This window comes from Trinickia sp. LjRoot230 (assembly GCF_964253315.1).
In the GTDB taxonomy this organism is placed as follows: Bacteria; Pseudomonadota; Gammaproteobacteria; order Burkholderiales; family Burkholderiaceae; genus Trinickia.
The window spans coordinates 2,423,763-2,440,560 of sequence record NZ_CAXUQX020000001.1 but is presented as its reverse complement, the minus strand read 5'-3'; the positions used below and the strand labels follow the sequence as shown (position 1 = coordinate 2,440,560).

At 60.6% G+C, this 16,798-nt stretch carries 15 protein-coding genes; 11 read left to right on the top strand and 4 right to left on the bottom strand.

The window, feature by feature from the left end:
* Positions 1–31: 31 nt before the first annotated feature.
* Positions 32–523, bottom strand: a complete 492-nt coding sequence (locus ACSQ20_RS11380; RefSeq protein WP_436019949.1) for a MarR family winged helix-turn-helix transcriptional regulator — start codon at positions 521–523, stop codon at positions 32–34.
* 290 nt (positions 524–813) lie between these two features.
* Here ACSQ20_RS11380 and typA point away from each other — a divergent pair, with 290 nt between their 5' ends.
* The 6 genes from typA (at position 814) to ACSQ20_RS11350 (ending at position 10,344) form a co-directional block, all read left to right on the top strand.
* Positions 814–2,640: a translational GTPase TypA gene (gene typA, locus ACSQ20_RS11375; protein ID WP_436019947.1), complete on the top strand. Its 1,827-nt coding sequence runs from the start codon at positions 814–816 to the stop codon at positions 2,638–2,640.
* Positions 2,641–2,913: 273 nt separating this feature from the next.
* Positions 2,914–5,769 carry a 2-oxoglutarate dehydrogenase E1 component gene (locus ACSQ20_RS11370; protein ID WP_436019945.1) on the top strand — a complete coding sequence of 952 codons (2,856 nt, stop codon included), beginning with the start codon at positions 2,914–2,916 and terminating at the stop codon, positions 5,767–5,769.
* A gap of 86 nt (positions 5,770–5,855) precedes the next feature.
* On the top strand, positions 5,856–7,145 hold the full coding sequence (gene odhB, locus ACSQ20_RS11365; protein ID WP_436019943.1) for a 2-oxoglutarate dehydrogenase complex dihydrolipoyllysine-residue succinyltransferase: 1,290 nt from the start codon (positions 5,856–5,858) through the stop codon (positions 7,143–7,145).
* Positions 7,146–7,215: 70 nt separating this feature from the next.
* Entirely contained in the window at positions 7,216–8,646 is a 1,431-nt protein-coding gene (gene lpdA / locus ACSQ20_RS11360) for a dihydrolipoyl dehydrogenase (protein ID WP_436019941.1), read from the top strand.
* Between the two features lie 109 nt (positions 8,647–8,755).
* Complete coding sequence (gene zapE / locus ACSQ20_RS11355; protein WP_436019939.1) at positions 8,756–9,853, top strand: cell division protein ZapE; 1,098 nt, start codon at positions 8,756–8,758, stop codon at positions 9,851–9,853.
* Between the two features lie 86 nt (positions 9,854–9,939).
* The gene (locus tag ACSQ20_RS11350) at positions 9,940–10,344 is read left to right on the top strand and encodes a transposase (RefSeq protein WP_436019937.1); all 405 of its coding nucleotides are present in this window, start codon (positions 9,940–9,942) and stop codon (positions 10,342–10,344) included.
* Positions 10,345–10,462: 118 nt separating this feature from the next.
* Here ACSQ20_RS11350 and ACSQ20_RS11345 read toward each other — a convergent pair whose 3' ends face one another.
* A complete protein-coding gene (locus ACSQ20_RS11345) occupies positions 10,463–11,002 on the bottom strand; it encodes a DUF2147 domain-containing protein (protein ID WP_436019935.1) in 540 nt (179 codons plus the stop codon).
* A gap of 324 nt (positions 11,003–11,326) precedes the next feature.
* Here ACSQ20_RS11345 and ACSQ20_RS11340 point away from each other — a divergent pair, with 324 nt between their 5' ends.
* Both ACSQ20_RS11340 and ACSQ20_RS11335 read left to right on the top strand, forming a co-directional pair.
* Positions 11,327–12,085: a DUF2968 domain-containing protein gene (locus tag ACSQ20_RS11340; RefSeq protein WP_436019933.1), complete on the top strand. Its 759-nt coding sequence runs from the start codon at positions 11,327–11,329 to the stop codon at positions 12,083–12,085.
* A gap of 33 nt (positions 12,086–12,118) precedes the next feature.
* Positions 12,119–12,697, top strand: coding sequence for a GNAT family N-acetyltransferase (locus ACSQ20_RS11335; RefSeq protein WP_436019931.1), 579 nt, complete (start codon positions 12,119–12,121; stop codon positions 12,695–12,697).
* Positions 12,698–12,740: 43 nt separating this feature from the next.
* Here ACSQ20_RS11335 and ACSQ20_RS11330 read toward each other — a convergent pair whose 3' ends face one another.
* Entirely contained in the window at positions 12,741–13,394 is a 654-nt protein-coding gene (locus ACSQ20_RS11330; protein ID WP_436019929.1) for a GntR family transcriptional regulator, read from the bottom strand.
* Between the two features lie 67 nt (positions 13,395–13,461).
* Here ACSQ20_RS11330 and ACSQ20_RS11325 point away from each other — a divergent pair, with 67 nt between their 5' ends.
* On the top strand, positions 13,462–13,785 hold the full coding sequence (locus ACSQ20_RS11325) for an antibiotic biosynthesis monooxygenase family protein (RefSeq protein WP_436019927.1): 324 nt from the start codon (positions 13,462–13,464) through the stop codon (positions 13,783–13,785).
* Between the two features lie 238 nt (positions 13,786–14,023).
* A complete protein-coding gene (locus ACSQ20_RS11320) occupies positions 14,024–14,341 on the top strand; it encodes a hypothetical protein (RefSeq protein ID WP_436019925.1) in 318 nt (105 codons plus the stop codon).
* A 27-nt stretch (positions 14,342–14,368) separates the two neighbouring features.
* Here the strand turns inward: ACSQ20_RS11320 and hfq are convergent, their stop codons facing one another.
* Positions 14,369–14,854 carry an RNA chaperone Hfq gene (gene hfq, locus ACSQ20_RS11315; protein WP_436019923.1) on the bottom strand — a complete coding sequence of 162 codons (486 nt, stop codon included), beginning with the start codon at positions 14,852–14,854 and terminating at the stop codon, positions 14,369–14,371.
* Between the two features lie 360 nt (positions 14,855–15,214).
* On the opposite strand from hfq, the gene ACSQ20_RS11310 reads away from it, so the two are divergent.
* Positions 15,215–16,798 (top strand): FAD-binding oxidoreductase, encoded by a 1,584-nt coding sequence (locus tag ACSQ20_RS11310; RefSeq protein WP_436019921.1) that lies wholly within the window; start codon positions 15,215–15,217, stop codon positions 16,796–16,798.

The following is a 16,798-nucleotide window of genomic DNA, read 5'->3' as shown; positions in this document are numbered from 1 at the left end:
AAGCGCTGGGAAACTGAAACGACTCCTCTCGCTACCGCCGAGGCGAACCGTCGATAGGCTCGCCGGTATTCGCGAGAATGCGCCGCAACATGCTTTTCAGGAAGCCGACTTCCTCGGGCGTGAACCCGGCCAACGCTTCGTCTCCGACCCCGCAGAAAATCTCCGGCAGCCGCGCAGCGATCGCATAGCCGTCCGATGTCAACTCCAGATGAACGGCCCGCCGGTCTTCGCTGCTGCGAACGCGAGAAAGCAACTGCCGCTTTTCGAGCCGATCTACGAGGCGCGTCACCGCGCTGGCGTCGATGCCGTAATGACGCGCCAGATCGGCGGCGAGCTGGCAGCGGCCCGAACCGATCATGAACAGCATGCTGGCTTGCGTGCTCGTAATGCCGAGTTCGCTGAGCGTGCGCTGCGTGACCAGGTTCGATAAGCTCGATTTGGCTCGCCCGATCAAGTAGCCCACCGCTTCGTCGAGTTGGAAGTCACGGATTTGCGGGGGCGGCATGTCGGACGGGTGGCTCATGGCGTTATTTCATGACTCTACAATAGTTGACTAGGCATGATTTTAGTTTGCAAAGATTGTCATGGCAAGTATCTTCGGGCGATGGCGGTGCACGATGCCGCACCAATTCTGACCGGTTCCCGGCGAACGTGCAGCGAGCCGAGATATGAGGCAGCGGGAGCTTTTGTCAAGCGCACGTGATATACTCTTTGGCTACTCAAAGTGCGTCTTTTTGCGCCGCTTGCGGGGAGCATTGCCGATGCGGGCAATGTATCCGGCACGGTGTGCGGCGTACGCAACCGTCCAGAACTATGACTCGCGCCCTTCGCAACATTGCCATCATTGCCCACGTCGACCACGGCAAGACGACGCTCGTCGATCAACTGCTCCGTCAGTCGGGCACGTTCCGCGAGAACCAGCAGATCGCCGAACGCGTGATGGATTCGAACGATATCGAGCGCGAGCGCGGTATCACGATTCTGGCGAAGAACTGCGCCGTCGAATACGAAGGCACGCACATCAACATCGTCGACACGCCGGGCCACGCCGACTTCGGCGGCGAAGTGGAGCGCGTGCTGTCGATGGTCGATTCCGTGCTGCTGCTCGTCGATGCCGTCGAAGGTCCGATGCCGCAAACGCGCTTCGTGACGAAAAAGGCGCTTGCGCTCGGGCTCAAGCCGATCGTCGTCGTCAACAAGGTGGACCGCCCCGGCGCGCGTATCGACTGGGTCATCAATCAAACGTTCGACTTGTTCGACAAGCTCGGTGCAACCGAAGAACAGCTCGATTTCCCGATCGTCTATGCATCGGGCCTGAATGGCTACGCGTCGCTCGACGCGGCTGCGCGCGAAGGCGATATGCGGCCGCTGTTCGAGGCCATTCTCCAGCACGTGCCGGTCCGCCCGGCCGATCCCGATGCCCCGCTGCAATTGCAGATCACTTCGCTCGATTACTCGACGTATGTCGGCCGTATCGGCGTGGGCCGTATCACGCGCGGGCGCATTCGGCCCGGCCAGCCCGTCGCGGTGCGCTTCGGTCCCGACAGCGAGATCCTGAACCGCAAGATCAATCAAGTGCTGTCGTTTCACGGCCTCGAGCGTGTGCAGGTCGAAGAGGCGCAAGCCGGCGATATCGTGCTGATCAACGGCATCGAAGATATTGGCATCGGCGCCACGATCTGCTCGCCCGATACGCCCGAGGCACTGCCGATGATCACGGTGGACGAGCCGACGCTCACGATGAACTTCCTCGTGAATTCGTCGCCGCTCGCGGGCAAAGAGGGTAAATTCGTCACGAGCCGCCAGATTCGCGACCGCCTGATGAAAGAGCTCAACCATAACGTGGCGTTGCGCGTGCGCGACACTGGCGACGAAACCGTGTTCGAAGTCTCCGGGCGTGGCGAACTGCACCTGACGATTTTGGTCGAGAACATGCGTCGCGAAGGCTACGAACTTGCGGTCTCGCGTCCGCGCGTCGTGATGCACGAAGTCGATGGCGTCAAGCATGAGCCCTACGAGCTGCTGACGGTCGATCTGGAAGATTCGCACCAGGGCGGCGTGATGGAAGAGTTGGGCCGCCGCAAGGGCGAGTTGCTCGATATGGCGTCGGACGGCCGCGGCCGCACGCGCCTCGAGTACCGCATTCCGGCGCGCGGGCTGATCGGCTTCCAAGGCGAATTTATGACGCTTACGCGCGGCACGGGCCTGATGAGCCACGTGTTCGACGAATACGCGCCGGTTAAAGACGGCTCGCTCGGCGAGCGGCGCAACGGCGTGCTGATCTCGCAGGACGACGGCGCAGCCGTTGCTTACGCGTTGTGGAAACTGCAGGATCGGGGCCGCATGTTCGTGAAACCGGGCGATGCGCTTTATGAGGGCATGGTCATCGGCATTCATAGCCGCGACAACGATCTCGTCGTCAACCCGATCAAGGGCAAGCAGCTTACCAACGTGCGCGCGTCGGGCACAGATGAAGCCGTTCGCCTCGTTCCGCCGATCCAAATGTCGCTCGAGTACGCGGTCGAGTTTATCGACGACGACGAGCTCGTCGAAGTGACGCCGCAGTCGATTCGCCTGCGCAAACGCTATCTGAAAGAGCACGAGCGTCGCCGCGCGAGCCGCGAAACCTCGGTCGATTAAATCGCGCGTCGGTTTTGCTCTTTAGTTGCGCAAATTGGCGCAAATCCGCTAATGAAAAAAAGAAGCCGCCCCTAAAAAAGGCGGCTTTTTCGTTAAGCGGAGGCCGATTCCCAGCAATCTCGAATATTCGTTCTGTGATATGCTCCCGTTGCTAGTTTTAGGTCCTTCCAAGCAAGACTTGATTCGCGCAATCCGCTAAACGGTCAGGCCGTGTCGCGGAAGGTTTCGTAACCCGCTATTTCTCGAGAAACTCGAAGAAAGGTGAGCGTAAATATGATGAAGCAATTCCAGCTGAACTCGTACCTGTTCGGCGGCAATGCTCCGTACGTCGAAGAACTGTACGAGCAATATCTCGACAACCCGGCGTCGGTTCCCGACAACTGGCGCGAGTATTTCGACGCATTGCAAAATGTTCCCGCCTCGGACGGCACGAGCGCGAACGATGTCGCCCACGGTCCGATCGTCGAATCGTTCGCCCAGCGCGCGAAAGCCAATGCTTTCATCCCACGCGGAGCCGGCGAGAATCTCTCTACCGCACGCAAGCAGGTTCACGTTCAGTCGCTGATCAGCGCCTATCGTTTCCTCGGCTCGCAATGGGCGAATCTCGATCCGCTCAAGCGCCGCGAGCGTCCTTCCATTCCTGAGCTCGAGCCTGGTTTTTACGACTTCACCGAAGCCGATATGGACCAGACGTTCAGTGCCGGCAATCTGTATTTCGGATTCGAACAGGCATCGCTGCGCGACATCGTGAAAGCGCTGCGCGATACCTACTGCGGCACGATCGGCGCCGAGTTCATGTATGTGAGCGACCCCGAGCAGAAGCGCTGGTGGCAAGAGCGCCTCGAATCGACTCGCGCGACACCCAACTTCACGGCTGAGAAGAAAAAACACATTCTGAACCGGCTCACGGCCGGGGAAGGCCTCGAGCGTTATCTGCATACCCGCTATGTCGGCCAAAAGCGCTTTTCGCTCGAAGGCGGCGAGAGCTTCATCGCAGCCATGGATGAAGTCGTGCGCCACGGCGGTGCGAACGGCGTGCAGGAAATCGTGATCGGCATGGCGCACCGCGGCCGTCTAAACGTGCTGGTCAACACGCTCGGGAAGATGCCGTCGGATCTCTTTGCCGAATTCGAAGGCAAGCACGTCGACGACCTGCCCGCGGGCGATGTCAAGTATCACAAGGGCTTCTCGTCGGATGTGTCGACCGAGGGCGGCCCCGTGCACCTCTCGCTCGCGTTCAACCCGTCGCACCTCGAAATCGTCAATCCGGTGGTAGAGGGTTCGGCGAAGGCACGTATGGACCGCCGCGGCGACGACAACGGCCTGCAAGTGTTGCCGGTGCAAATTCACGGCGACGCGGCTTTTGCCGGCCAAGGCGTCGTGATGGAAACGTTGAACCTCGCGCAAACGCGCGGTTACGGCACGCACGGCACGCTGCACATCGTCATCAACAACCAGATCGGCTTCACGACCTCCGACCCGCGCGACGCGCGCTCGACGCTTTATTGCTCGGACGTCGTCAAGATGATCGAGGCGCCGGTGCTGCACGTGAATGGCGACGATCCCGAAGCGGTCGTGCTCGCGACGCAACTGGCAATCGACTTCCGTACGCAGTTCCACAAGGATGTCGTGATCGACATCGTTTGTTTCCGCAAGCTCGGTCACAATGAGCAGGACACGCCGGCGGTCACACAGCCGTTGATGTACAAGAAGATCGCTCAGCATCCGGGCACGCGCGCGCTGTATGCGGAAAAGCTCGTGCAGCAGGGCGTGATCGGCCCGCAAGACGCCGATGCGTTCGTCAAGGCCTACCGTGAAGCGATGGACGCGGGCCACCATACGGTCGACCCGGTGCTCTCAAACTACAAGAGCAAGTATGCGGTCGATTGGGTGCCGTTCCTGAACCGCAAGTGGACTGATGCGGCCGATACGGCCGTCCCGCTCGCGGAACTCAAGCGGCTCGGCGAGCGCATCACGACCGTTCCGCAGAACTTCAAGCTGCATCCGCTCGTCGAGCGCGTCGTGAATGACCGCCGCGCGATGGCCCGTGGCGATGCGGCGCTCGATTGGGGTATGGGCGAGCATCTTGCCTATGCGTCGCTCGTGGCATCGGGTTATGCGGTGCGGTTGACCGGTCAGGACTCGGGCCGCGGCACGTTCACGCACCGCCATGCGGTGTTGCACGATCAAAACCGCGAGCGCTGGAACGACGGCACGTACATCCCGCTGCAAAACGTCGCCGAAGGGCAAGCATCGTTCAAGGTAATCGACTCGGTGCTGTCGGAAGAGGCCGTGCTCGGCTTCGAATATGGCTATTCAACTGCCGAACCGAACACGCTGGTGGCCTGGGAAGCGCAATTCGGCGATTTCGCCAATGGTGCGCAAGTGGTCATCGATCAATTCATCTCGTCTGGCGAAGTGAAGTGGGGCCGCGTCTCCGGTCTGACGATGCTGCTGCCGCACGGGTACGAAGGGCAGGGCCCGGAGCACTCGTCGGCGCGTATCGAGCGCTATTTGCAACTGTGCGCCGAGCACAACATGCAAGTGGTGCAGCCGACCACGCCCGCGCAGATCTTCCATCTGCTGCGCCGCCAGATGATTCGCCTGTTCCGCAAGCCGCTCATCGTCTTCACGCCGAAGTCGCTGCTGCGCCACAAGGAAGCCATCTCGGATCTATCGGAACTTGCGAGCGGCGCATTCCAGCCAGTGATCGGCGAAGTCGATGCCGCCATCGATGCGAAAAAGGTCAAGCGTGTGGTGATCTGTTCGGGGCGCGTCTACTACGACCTCATCGCGCATCGTCGCGAGGCGAAGGTGACCGACGTGGCGATTCTTCGGATTGAGCAGATCTATCCGTTCGCGCACAAGCAGTTCGAAGCGGAAATGAAGAAGTTCGACCGTGCGACCGAAGTGGTCTGGGTGCAGGACGAGCCGCAAAACCAAGGGCCTTGGTTCTATGTCGAGCACCATCTGAAGGAAGGCCTGCGCGAAGGGCAGAAGCTGGCTTACAGCGGACGTCCTGCGTCGGCCTCGCCCGCGGTTGGCTACTACGCGAAGCACTATGAACAGCAAAAGGCCCTCATCGAAGGTGCTTTCGGCCGTCTCAAGAGCGCGTCGATCGCAAAATAACCAGATGACAGCGGACCGGGAAAGCGCAACGACGCTTTCCCGTGCGGTTCGCGCTCCACACCAGAATAGAGTTCAGGAAAAATCAAATGGCTATTGTTGAAGTCAAGGTTCCGCAGTTTTCCGAGTCGGTTTCGGAAGGCACGATGCTGAATTGGAAGAAAAAGCCCGGTGAAGCGGTCTCGCGCGACGAAACGCTCGTTGAGATCGAAACCGATAAGGTTGTGCTCGAAGTGCCGGCCCCCGAATCGGGCGTGCTGGCCGATGTGCTCGTGGGCGATGGCGAGACGGTTGAGTCCGAGCAACTGCTTGCGAAGATCGATACGGAAGGCAAAGCCGCAGCGGGCGCCGCAGCGGCGCCGGTTGCCGCGCCCGCCGCGGCACAAGCACCGGCACCGGCACCAGCACCTGCACCTGCACCTGCACCTGCACCTGCTGCAACGTCGAGTGGCCCTGCATCGCCGAGTGCCGGCAAGCTGATGGCCGAGAAAAACCTCTCGGCCGATCAGGTCCAGGGCACAGGGCGCGATGGCCGCATCACCAAGGGCGACGTGCTGACCGCCGGCGCACCGGCGCCAGCCGCCGCGGCGAAGGCACCGGCCGCCGCACCGGCTCGCGCCGCGAAGCCTGCGCTGCCGGGCGTGAAGGCGCCGGCTTCGGCTGAAACGTGGCTCAACGACCGCCCCGAGCAGCGGGTGCCGATGTCGCGCCTGCGCCAGCGTATTGCCGAGCGCTTGCTCGAATCGCAGCAGACCAACGCTATTCTCACGACGTTCAACGAAGTGAACATGGCGCCCGTCATGGAGCTGCGCAACAAGTACAAGGACAAGTTCGAGAAGGAACATGGCGTGAAGCTCGGCTTCATGTCGTTCTTCGTGAAGGCTGCCGTTCATGCGCTCAAGAAGTTCCCGCTGGTGAACGCATCGATCGACGGGACCGATGTCGTCTATCACGGCTATTTCGATATCGGTATTGCGGTCGGTTCGCCGCGCGGTCTCGTCGTGCCGATCCTGCGCAATGCGGATCAACTGAGCCTCGCCGAGATTGAAAAGAAAATCGCCGAGTTTGGCCAGAAGGCGAAGGACGGCAAGCTTTCGATCGAAGAAATGACGGGTGGCACGTTTTCGATTTCGAACGGCGGCGTGTTTGGTTCGATGCTTTCGACGCCGATCATCAACCCGCCACAGTCGGCCATCCTCGGTGTGCACGCGACGAAGGAACGCGCGGTGGTTGAAAACGGCCAGATCGTCATCCGGCCGATGAACTACCTGGCGTTGTCGTATGACCACCGCATCATCGATGGCCGGGAAGCCGTCCTGTCGCTCGTCGCGATGAAAGATGCGCTCGAGGACCCGGCGCGCTTGCTGCTCGACCTGTAATTCGCTGCGCTTCGTTGCGAACGCACGCGGCGTACGGCCGCGTGCGTTCGCGTCATAGAAAGGATTTGTAATGTCTCAAGAATTTGACGTCGTTGTGATCGGCGCAGGGCCTGGCGGTTATATCGCCGCCATCCGCGCCGCGCAGCTCGGTAAAAGCGTCGCCTGCATCGAGAAATGGACGAACCCGGCCGGAGTGCTCAAGCTCGGCGGCACGTGTCTGAACGTTGGCTGCATTCCGTCGAAGGCGCTGCTCGCGTCGTCGGAGGAATTCGAGAACGCCTCGCATCACTTGGCAGAGCACGGCATCGTTGCCGGCGATGTGAAGATCGACATCACGAAGATGCTGGCGCGCAAGGACGGCATTGTCGAGAAAATGACGAGCGGCATCGAGTTTCTCTTCAAGAAGAACAAGATCACGTGGCTCAAAGGCCATGGCAAGTTCGTCGGCAAGAGCGACGCCGGCGTGCAGATCGAAGTAAGCGGTGAGGGCGCGAACGAAGTCGTGCTGGCGAAGAATGTGATCATCGCCACGGGCTCGAAGGCTCGTCACTTGCCGAACGTACCGGTGGACAACAAAATCGTCGCCGACAACGAAGGCGCGCTGGCCTTCGACACGGTGCCGGCCAAGCTTGCTGTAATCGGTGCTGGCGTGATCGGGCTCGAACTTGGTTCGGTATGGCGCCGGCTCGGTGCGCAAGTGACCGTGCTCGAGGCGCTGCCGCAATTTCTCGGCGCGGCCGACGAATCGCTCGCGAAAGAGGCAGCCAAACTCTTCAAGAAGCAGGGCCTCGATATCCATCTCGGCGTGAGCATCGGCGAAATCAAGGCGACCGACAAGGGCGTCACGATCGCCTATAAGGACAAGGACGGCAAGGATCAAACGCTCGAAACCGATCGGCTGATCGTCTCGGTCGGCCGCGTGCCTAACACCGATAACCTCGGCCTCGAAGCGATTGGTCTCAAGGCGAACGAGCGCGGTTTTATCGATGTCGACGATCATTGCCGCACGTCGGTGCCGAACGTCTACGCAATCGGCGACGTGGTGCGCGGCCCGATGCTCGCGCACAAAGCCGAAGACGAAGGCTCGCTCGTGGCCGAGGTCATCGATGGGCAGAAGCCGCACATCGATTACAACTGCATCCCGTGGGTGATCTACACGGAGCCGGAAATTGCGTGGGTCGGCAAGACCGAGCAGCAACTGAAAGCGGAAGGGCGCGAAGTGAAGACGGGGCAGTTCCCGTTTTCGATCAATGGCCGCGCGCTCGGCATAGCCAAGCCGGATGGCTTTGTGAAGATGATTGCCGATGCAAAGACGGATGAGTTGCTCGGCGTGCACGTGATTTCGGCGAACGCCTCCGACTTGATCGCCGAAGCGGTGGTCGCGATGGAATTCAAGGCGGCCTCCGAAGACATCGGCCGCATTTGCCATCCGCATCCCTCGTTATCGGAAGTCATGCGCGAAGCGGCGCTCGCCGTCGACAAGCGCTCGCTCAACAAGTAGGGCGCCGTCGCGGTTTGGGTGCTCACGTCGGGCACGGATCGGATCTCACTGATCTTGCTGCGACGAAAGCGGGCGGGGCTGCACCCCCCCGCTTTTTTTGTCTTTCACGATGAACGTCATCGAATATTACGAACACGAGCTTCGCACACGCGGCTACCTATCCGATGATGCGCAGCTCCTGGCGGTGAACCGTTTGCAACATTGCTATGCGGAGTGGGTCGATTACAAGGCCCGGCGCTCCAATGCATGGCGAAAGCTGCTCGTTCATCCCGATCTGCCGCGCGGCGTTTACCTGTGGGGCGGTGTCGGGCGCGGCAAGAGCTTCCTGATGGATAGCTTTTATGCGGTCGTGCCGGTGCAGCGAAAAACGCGTTTGCATTTTCACGAGTTCATGCGCGAGGTGCATCGCCAACTCGATGAACTCAAGGGGCAGGCGGACCCGCTCGACGAGCTTGCGCGCCGTGTGGCCAAACGGTATCGGCTGATTTGCTTCGATGAGTTCCACGTCTCCGACATTGCTGACGCGATGATTCTTCATCGCCTGCTTTCCCGGCTTTTCGACAACGGGGTGCAGTTCGTGATGACGTCGAACTACGATCCCGACACGCTGTACCCGGATGGCTTGCATCGCGACCGTGTGCTGCCGGCGATCGAACTTATCAAGGCACGGCTCGATATCCTGAATGTCGACGCGGGGGTCGACTATCGCCGGCGCACGCTTGCGCAAGTGGCGGTTTATCACACTCCGCTTGGCGCGCAGGCAAACAGCGAATTGCGTGCCGCGTTCGTTCAACTGGCCGCCGTGCCGGACGAAAGCCCGCTGCTGCACATCGAGAAACGGGAACTGCGCGCGTTGCGGCGTGCCGATGGCGTCGTATGGTTCGATTTCGCCACGCTATGCGGCGGGCCGCGCTCGCAAAACGACTATCTCGAATTGGCGTCGCGCTTTCACACGGTGATTGTCTCGGACGTTCCGCAGATGACACTGCGCATGGCGTCCGAGGCGCGCCGCTTCACGTGGCTTGTGGACGTGTTCTATGACCACAAGGTCAAGCTGCTGATGTCGGCGGCCGTGGCGCCCGAGGCGCTCTATCTGGAAGGGCCGATGGCTAACGAATTCAGCCGAACGGTGTCACGTCTGGTCGAGATGCAATCGAAAGAGTACCTCGAGGCGCCGCGCAGATTGGTCGATACGTCGCTGACCTGAAAGTAGCACGCAATATTCGGATTAATCTGATGTTCGCCCGCGCGTTCGGGGCCTATTGTGCATCCATTCTCACGAAGGAGCCGCACATGACCCCTTATCGCGAAATAACTGACCAGCAATGGCACCGCGTGGTCACGCTGTTTCCTGAACTGCAAGTAAGCGAGCCCATGCGTGGTCGCCCGCTCACGGATACGCGTGCCGTTCTCAACGGCGTACTGTGGGTGATTTACAGCGGGGCGGCGTGGTCGTCGATGCCGCGTCGCTACCCGTCGTATCAAACCTGTCATCGGCGCTTCAAGATGTGGTACGACGCGGGTGTGTTCAAATGCGTGCTTGAGGCGCTTTATGGTGACGCCGCGAAGGAGCTTTGCGAGTCGATCAAAGCGCGCATGCGGGCTACGCACAAGCCGCGAAAGATGGCTATTCCGGTTTTCGCAAGCGTGGACGCGCCGACCCTGGCTTACCTGGCGGCGTTGAGGCGCGCTGCGTGAGAGCTGGCGCATTGCCATCTCCGCCATGCGGGAAGCGCTGCGGGCTGAAGGTTGAATGCGAGAGGTGAGCGGGCGCATATCACATGCTTGCTCGCCTCTCGTTATGCGCACTCGCCGTTCAGTTTTGTGCTTGTGCAGAAGCGGCGTTCGCTTGGCGTACCCATGTTTGTGAACGGCCGAGCAACGAGATGCCGATATAGCCGCGAACGAGCAGCTTCTGGCCACCGTCCTCGACCTTCATCTTGCATTTGTAAACTTTGCCGTTCTCGGGGTCGAGAATGTTGCCGCCATCCCATCCTTCGCCGTCTTGCTTCATGTCGCGAATGATGGTCATGCCGAGGATCTTCTGGTCCTTGCGGTCGTCCGTGCATTCGGTGCATCGGCGCTCCGGCGAATCAGCAGGGTTGAGCCCCTTGATGACCTTGCCGCTTAGTGTGCCATCCGAATTTTGCGTGATTTGCACGAGCGCTTTCGGTTGACGGGTATGGTCATCCACCGTTTGCCATACTCCGACTGGCGTGTCTGCGTTCTGCGCAAACGCTCCAGCGGCGCTCGCCAGCAGAACACTCGCCAATAGCGCTCGTTTTGTCGCTCGTCCTGCTAGTTCGCCGCCAGTGCGCAGGGCGGTTATTGCGGCGTTGCGCGAGAAGTGCGTCATGTCGTCCTCCTTGAGTTAATCGTCTATCGCTTGCTCGCGGAGCGGCGTTGTCGTGGCACGCGCTGCGCTTTATAGGAATGTGCGCAGGTTACGCGCGAAAAAAACCGCCCCGTTGATAGTGGACCCTCTAGTCAGGCGCGCCCGGCTGCGCAATCTGCGGCAGCGTGCACATTGTGTCGACGGAAAGTGTTGCGAGAAACGATGCGTAACCACCAAATATTTGATCAAAGGCCCGAAATCCGAAAAAGTAGGCAATAATGACGCGCCTGAGTCAGTGGGTCAGGCCGCTCCAAAAAAATAGAACTACTCGCGCAGGAATTGACAATGAGGCACTTTTCGCATTTGCGGGGGACGGCGCTGGCGGCGCTCGTCGTAGTCGGGGGAATGGGCATGTTCGGCTGTGCAGGGGCGCAATCGAACGGTGGCATGGCGGCGCCCGCGCCAACAGTCTCGGCGTTGACCCAGACGCCGGCGTCAGATGTCGCGCCCGCGAACGCCGCTGCCGCGCCCGCGCTCAGTGCGCAAGAACAGCAACCGGCCGCTGTCCAGGCAGCCGGTGACGCGAAGCAAGCGCAGGGAAACGTGGCCGAATTGCAGCGCCTCGTGCAAGATAACGAACTCGCGGAATTGCGTACCAGCTACAACGGCACCTACGGCGCGAGCCTGTTGCTGCACAGCCAGGAACTGACCTATTACGTCGCGCTTTTTCAGCAAAAGAACTTCTGGCGCGTGATCAAGACGCAGGACGAGGCGCGAGCGGAGGCTATCTATACAGAATTTGTGCGCAAAAGCGCGCAGTTCGCGGACGTCGAATTGCGTCGCACGAAGCTCACCGCCCAAAAGGCGTACACGGAACATTTAATCGCGCTTGCGCAGGCCCGGGCTGACCGGCTCCAGGCCGATATCGATGTTGCAAGCCAGCAACAGGCGCTCGTTGCGGGCCGCCAGAAGCAGGCGCGTGACGAGACGCTTGCACTCGATGCACAAAAGCATAACGCTCAAGAGCAGTTGCGTGCGATGCGGCGTCAGGTGCAAGTGCTGCAACGTCAAGCGGATCAAGGCTTGCCGCGGCGCGTCCACTGATCGCGCCGCAACGTTGCTCGCCGTGGTGCACATATGCAGCCGCTCCTTCCCGACCTTCCTGACGCATTCGAAACCGAGCGTTTGATCGTCCGCTGCCCGCAAGCGGGCGATGGCGGGCGTGTTTATGAAGCGGTGCGGGAATCGCTCGACGGCCTACGGCAATTTCCCGCGTCTTTACCGTGGGCGCTCGATGTGCCTTCGGTCGAGCGCTCTGAACGCTTCTGTCGCGAGGGCCTTGACGCGTTCGTCAGCCGACGCGATTTCCGTTTTCTGATCATGTTGCGTAGTGACAATTCGGTCGCTGGTTGCTGCGGCTTGCATGACCCGGAGTGGTCGGTGCCCGCATTTTTCGCCGGCTGGTGGGGCCGCACATCGTTACTCGGTCGAGGGCTCGTGACCGAAGCGGTGCAAGGGTTGATCGACTTCGCGACAATCCACATGCGCGCGCGCCGGATTGCCGCGTTTGTCGACGAATACAATCACAGGAGCGCTCGTGTCTGCGAGCGCGTAGGGATGCAACTCGAAGGTGTGTTGCGAGCCGAACGAGCCGACCCCGACGGCAAGCTGCGCAACACGCGTCTTTACGCAAAGGTCACGACTAACCACGAATAATCGCGCGTGAAAAAGGGCAATGCGGGCAATGCGGCTCGCGTCGTCAGCGCGGCACGGGCGTTTGCATCGCCACCTGTTGCGCAATCCGCTTGGCCGACGCCAAATGCGCGAGCGTCGCTGCGCGCGCAAGCCTTGCGTTGCGCTCGCGGCAAGCTTTGAGAATCTCGGCATGCTCGTGTTGGAAGGCGGGCGTGTCGGCGAGCAGCGTCGTTTGCAGGCGTTCGTAACGCTCCACTTGCGCGCGCAACCCCCAGATTGCCTCGATCAGTCGCGCATTGTTGCATGGTGCGTAAAGCAACGCGTGAAATTCGCGATTGAGCTCGCCCTGCTTGGCGTGCGTACGGGCCTTGCCGAGCAGACGATGAACGAGCGTTGCGCGGCCGAGCGTCTCGTCGTCCATGCGCTTGACGGCCCGAAAAATGGCGTTGCCCTCGAGCAGCATCCGCAAGTCATAGATCTCTTGGATATCGCGCGGCGTGAGCGTACATACTGTGGCGCCGCGGTTTCTGTGGATCTCCACTAGACCGTCGGCCTCCAGCTTCTTCAATGCTTCGCGCAACGGAACACGGCTGACCGCGAAGCGTTCGGCCAGATCGCGCTCGACCAGGCGCATACCGTCCGCCAGTTCACCGCTCGCGATCAGCTCGCGCAATGATTCGGCGATCGCTTCGCCTGTCGAGTCCACTCGTGTTTGCATATCTGACAAATCCATGGTTTTTTGGAACAATGGTATACCATTTGACCAGCCTATCGAGGGGAATAGCATGCCAATTGCCGACACTAAAGTCACGCCATATTACGCTGTCATTTTCACATCGACGCGAACCGAGGGAGATAACGGCTACGGGGAAATGGCACAAACCATGGCAGCGCTAGCCGCGCAGCAGCCGGGTTTTCTCGGCGTCGAGTCGGCGCGCGAAGAGCTTGGCATTACGGTGTCGTATTGGGAGAGCCTCGATGCGATCGCGGCCTGGAAGCGCAACAGCGAACATTTGATCGCACAAAAGCTCGGGCGCTCGCAGTGGTATGCGTCGTACAAGACGCGCATTTGCAAGGTCGAACGCGATTACGACTTTTCGGCGGTGTAAGCGGCCTTGCCGAACCTTCCATCTGATGATTCGGCGGGCGGGAAGGCCGCCTGCCGACAATCATGCACAAACTGCAGCGGCGATGTAATCGTTGCCAGTCAGAACCTATTCGTCCGAAGCGAAAACGACGCGCCCCATCCGTCCCGGTAGCGCCGTCCGCCATGCGCTTAGCGTTTTTCCGCTCAAAGCTGGCATCCATCTTGCCACTTCATCGCTGAATTCTTTGAACGGAACAGCAATGACTACAGAGCAAATCGAGCAAATTGAGCACATCGAGGCGATAGAGCAGACGGAACGAAGCCCCCGAACGTATGCGCTTCATTTGGTCGATGCGGACCTCGATCATCTGGAGCGGGCAATACGCGAGCCCGAGAACCGCATGCTCACTGTCGAGTATTGGCAGCGGCGCGTATTGACCATGCGGCGCCAGTTCGAACTGACGCGCGAGCAGCGTGCGCGTTCCGAGGCGTTGCTCGATCGGCTCGCACAACGTGAGAACGGCTGCTCACGAGCCGAGTTGCGTGCCGGGCAATCCAGATCCACGCTTGATGCCTGACCCGAGCGGACTCTCGCGCGGGCTTATTTACTCGCTATCGTTGCTGCCTTCGTCGCCGCTATTGTTGCCGTTGCCGTTGCTGTGCCCCGGTTCGTTATGAGGCCCGGTGCTAAAGGGCCTGCGCCGGCGCGTGACGACAACGGGGCCGTCACTCGAGCGCTCCGACGTTCCGGGTGTGACGTGCGTGCTGTGATTGCTGTGCGCTTCACGCGGCTCGCGCGGTTCGCGCGACTCACGAGGCCCACCTGAACCGTGGCGCTCGCCGTACCCGCCGGTACGCGGGCCGCGCGGCCCCGGACGCGTGCCGGTATCGAGTTGAATGGTGGAAATGGCGCGCTTATAAATGCCTTGCAGCCCGACGGGCGTGCGCAGCATGACCAAATATTGGTCGAACGACTCGATGCATCCCGTCAGACGAATGCCATTAACGAGATAGATCTCGACGCGCTTGCGTTCTTTGCGAGCGGCGTTCATGAAGTCATTCTGCGGGTGCGATTCTGCGGGATTCGGCATTGCAAGGATGGCAGCTCAGGCTGCTCCAGGTTGGTTAGTGATGCGCGACGGTGCGCGCGCGATTCTTGGCTGGCGGGGATTTTACCCCGTGCGCGCCGGCGTGGGTTCGTTCGAACCCGCATTGGACATATCCGCGCGTAACGAAATGTTCCATAGAGGCGCATAACCGATTCGAGTTCCGCGAATTTTCCAATTAAGCTCGCGTGGCATCCATGGTGCCCGCGCAATACAGGGTGGCGTCACGCAATGCGGCCAGGTCATGGGACAATGCCGGCTCATTGGGACATACCTTACGCCGCATTCCGGGGAGCGCCAATTGAAATTAAAAACGAACCCGTTTTTGCGCGGAGCGCGCTGAGCATGCTGCCGCCCAATCTTTCTTATGCCCAATTTCGCAATGCATTGCGCGAGCTTGCATCGATCGTCGGCGAGTCTAATGTCATCAGTTCGGACAACGAACTGAATGACTACGCCGACCCTTTCGGGCCGGGCCCGCAAAGCGGCCCTCGAGCCCAACGATTCAGCGCGAGTGCGGCGATATTGCCGGCTTCCGTCGACCACATTCGGGAAATTTTGCGCGTTGCCCGTCGCTATCACTTGCCGTTATGGCCGGTTTCGACCGGACGAAACTTCGCGTACGGTGGTGCGGCCCCGCGTTTGTCGGGCTCGATCGTGGTCGATCTCAAGCGGATGAATCGCGTGCTGGAGGTGGATGAGACGCTTGCGTACGCGCTCGTCGAGCCCGGCGTGACTTATTTCGACCTATACCAACATTTGCGGGAACACGGGATCAAGCTGTGGATCGATCCGCCCGCGGCGGGCTGGGGCAGCGTCGTCGGCAATACGCTCGAGCGCGGCTTTGGCTATACGCCTTATGGCGATCACGCCGCGATGCAGTGCGGCATGGAAGTCGTGCTGGCAAGTGGCGATGTGGTGCGCACAGGCATGGGCGGCATCGAGATCGGCAAATCGTGGCAGCTCTACAAGCCTGGTTTCGGTCCGTCGTACGATGCGATGTTCATGCAGTCGAATTTCGGCATTGTCACGAAGCTTGGCATTGCACTGATGCCGCGCCCGCAGGCGTACCGGCTCGCCCATCTGCGGTTTCGCGAAGAGGCGGACCTCGCAGCGATCATCGACACCTTGCGGCCTTTGAAGCTCGACGAGACGATACGTAATCATGCTGTCGTGGAGGGGGCGGTTCGCTTCGCCGCGGGCGTTTCGTCGCGCGCGCAATGGTATGAAGGCGAGGGGGCGATGCCCGAGTCGGCGATTGCCGCGATGGTGAAGCGGCTCGATATCGGGCGCTGGAACCTGCGTTTCGGGCTCTATGGGGCAGAGGAAATCGTCGATGCGCAGTTCGCGATCACCAAGCGCGCTTTTTCTGGCGTGAAAGGCATGCGGATCGAAGCGGTACGCTATGCGGGCGGCGAAGTGCCCGAGGGCGGCGCCGATCGCAACATGGCGGGCGTGCCGGCGATGAGCGCATTTCGAATGCTCGACTGGCGCGGCGGTGCGGGAGCACACGTGGATTTTTCGCCGATCTGCCCGTTCACGGGGAGTGACGCCATGCGGCAATACTCAGTTGCCAAGGCACGCATGGCGGAATACGGTTTCGATTATTACGGTGGCTTCACGGCCGGCACACGTCATTTGCATCACATCGTGGCGATGATCTTCGATCGCGGCAACCCGCAGCAGACCGAGGCGGCCTACGATCTTTTACGTGTGCTCATCAGCGACGCGCGCGCGGCGGGCTATGGCGAATACCGCACGCATCTGGCCTACATGGACCTCGCAGCGGCGCAGTACGATTTCAACGACGGCGCACTGCTGCGTTTTTCGGAAGCGATCAAGGATGCGCTCGATCCGGACGGTGTATTGGCGCCCGGCAAATCCGGTATCTGGCCGCGTGTGTGGCGCTCGCGACGCGGCTATACGTAA

What these genes read in the sequence shown, in the direction of transcription:
- ACSQ20_RS11380 (WP_436019949.1), bottom strand. Translation starts at nt 523, where the DNA reads ATGAGCCACCCGTCCGACATGCCGCCCCCGCAAATCCGTGACTTCCAA.
- typA (WP_436019947.1), top strand. Translation starts at nt 814, where the DNA reads ATGACTCGCGCCCTTCGCAACATTGCCATCATTGCCCACGTCGACCAC.
- ACSQ20_RS11370 (WP_436019945.1), top strand. Translation starts at nt 2,914, where the DNA reads ATGATGAAGCAATTCCAGCTGAACTCGTACCTGTTCGGCGGCAATGCT.
- odhB (WP_436019943.1), top strand. Translation starts at nt 5,856, where the DNA reads ATGGCTATTGTTGAAGTCAAGGTTCCGCAGTTTTCCGAGTCGGTTTCG.
- lpdA (WP_436019941.1), top strand. Translation starts at nt 7,216, where the DNA reads ATGTCTCAAGAATTTGACGTCGTTGTGATCGGCGCAGGGCCTGGCGGT.
- zapE (WP_436019939.1), top strand. Translation starts at nt 8,756, where the DNA reads ATGAACGTCATCGAATATTACGAACACGAGCTTCGCACACGCGGCTAC.
- ACSQ20_RS11350 (WP_436019937.1), top strand. Translation starts at nt 9,940, where the DNA reads ATGACCCCTTATCGCGAAATAACTGACCAGCAATGGCACCGCGTGGTC.
- ACSQ20_RS11345 (WP_436019935.1), bottom strand. Translation starts at nt 11,002, where the DNA reads ATGACGCACTTCTCGCGCAACGCCGCAATAACCGCCCTGCGCACTGGC.
- ACSQ20_RS11340 (WP_436019933.1), top strand. Translation starts at nt 11,327, where the DNA reads ATGAGGCACTTTTCGCATTTGCGGGGGACGGCGCTGGCGGCGCTCGTC.
- ACSQ20_RS11335 (WP_436019931.1), top strand. Translation starts at nt 12,119, where the DNA reads ATGCAGCCGCTCCTTCCCGACCTTCCTGACGCATTCGAAACCGAGCGT.
- ACSQ20_RS11330 (WP_436019929.1), bottom strand. Translation starts at nt 13,394, where the DNA reads ATGCAAACACGAGTGGACTCGACAGGCGAAGCGATCGCCGAATCATTG.
- ACSQ20_RS11325 (WP_436019927.1), top strand. Translation starts at nt 13,462, where the DNA reads ATGCCAATTGCCGACACTAAAGTCACGCCATATTACGCTGTCATTTTC.
- ACSQ20_RS11320 (WP_436019925.1), top strand. Translation starts at nt 14,024, where the DNA reads ATGACTACAGAGCAAATCGAGCAAATTGAGCACATCGAGGCGATAGAG.
- hfq (WP_436019923.1), bottom strand. Translation starts at nt 14,854, where the DNA reads ATGCCGAATCCCGCAGAATCGCACCCGCAGAATGACTTCATGAACGCC.
- ACSQ20_RS11310 (WP_436019921.1), top strand. Translation starts at nt 15,215, where the DNA reads ATGCTGCCGCCCAATCTTTCTTATGCCCAATTTCGCAATGCATTGCGC.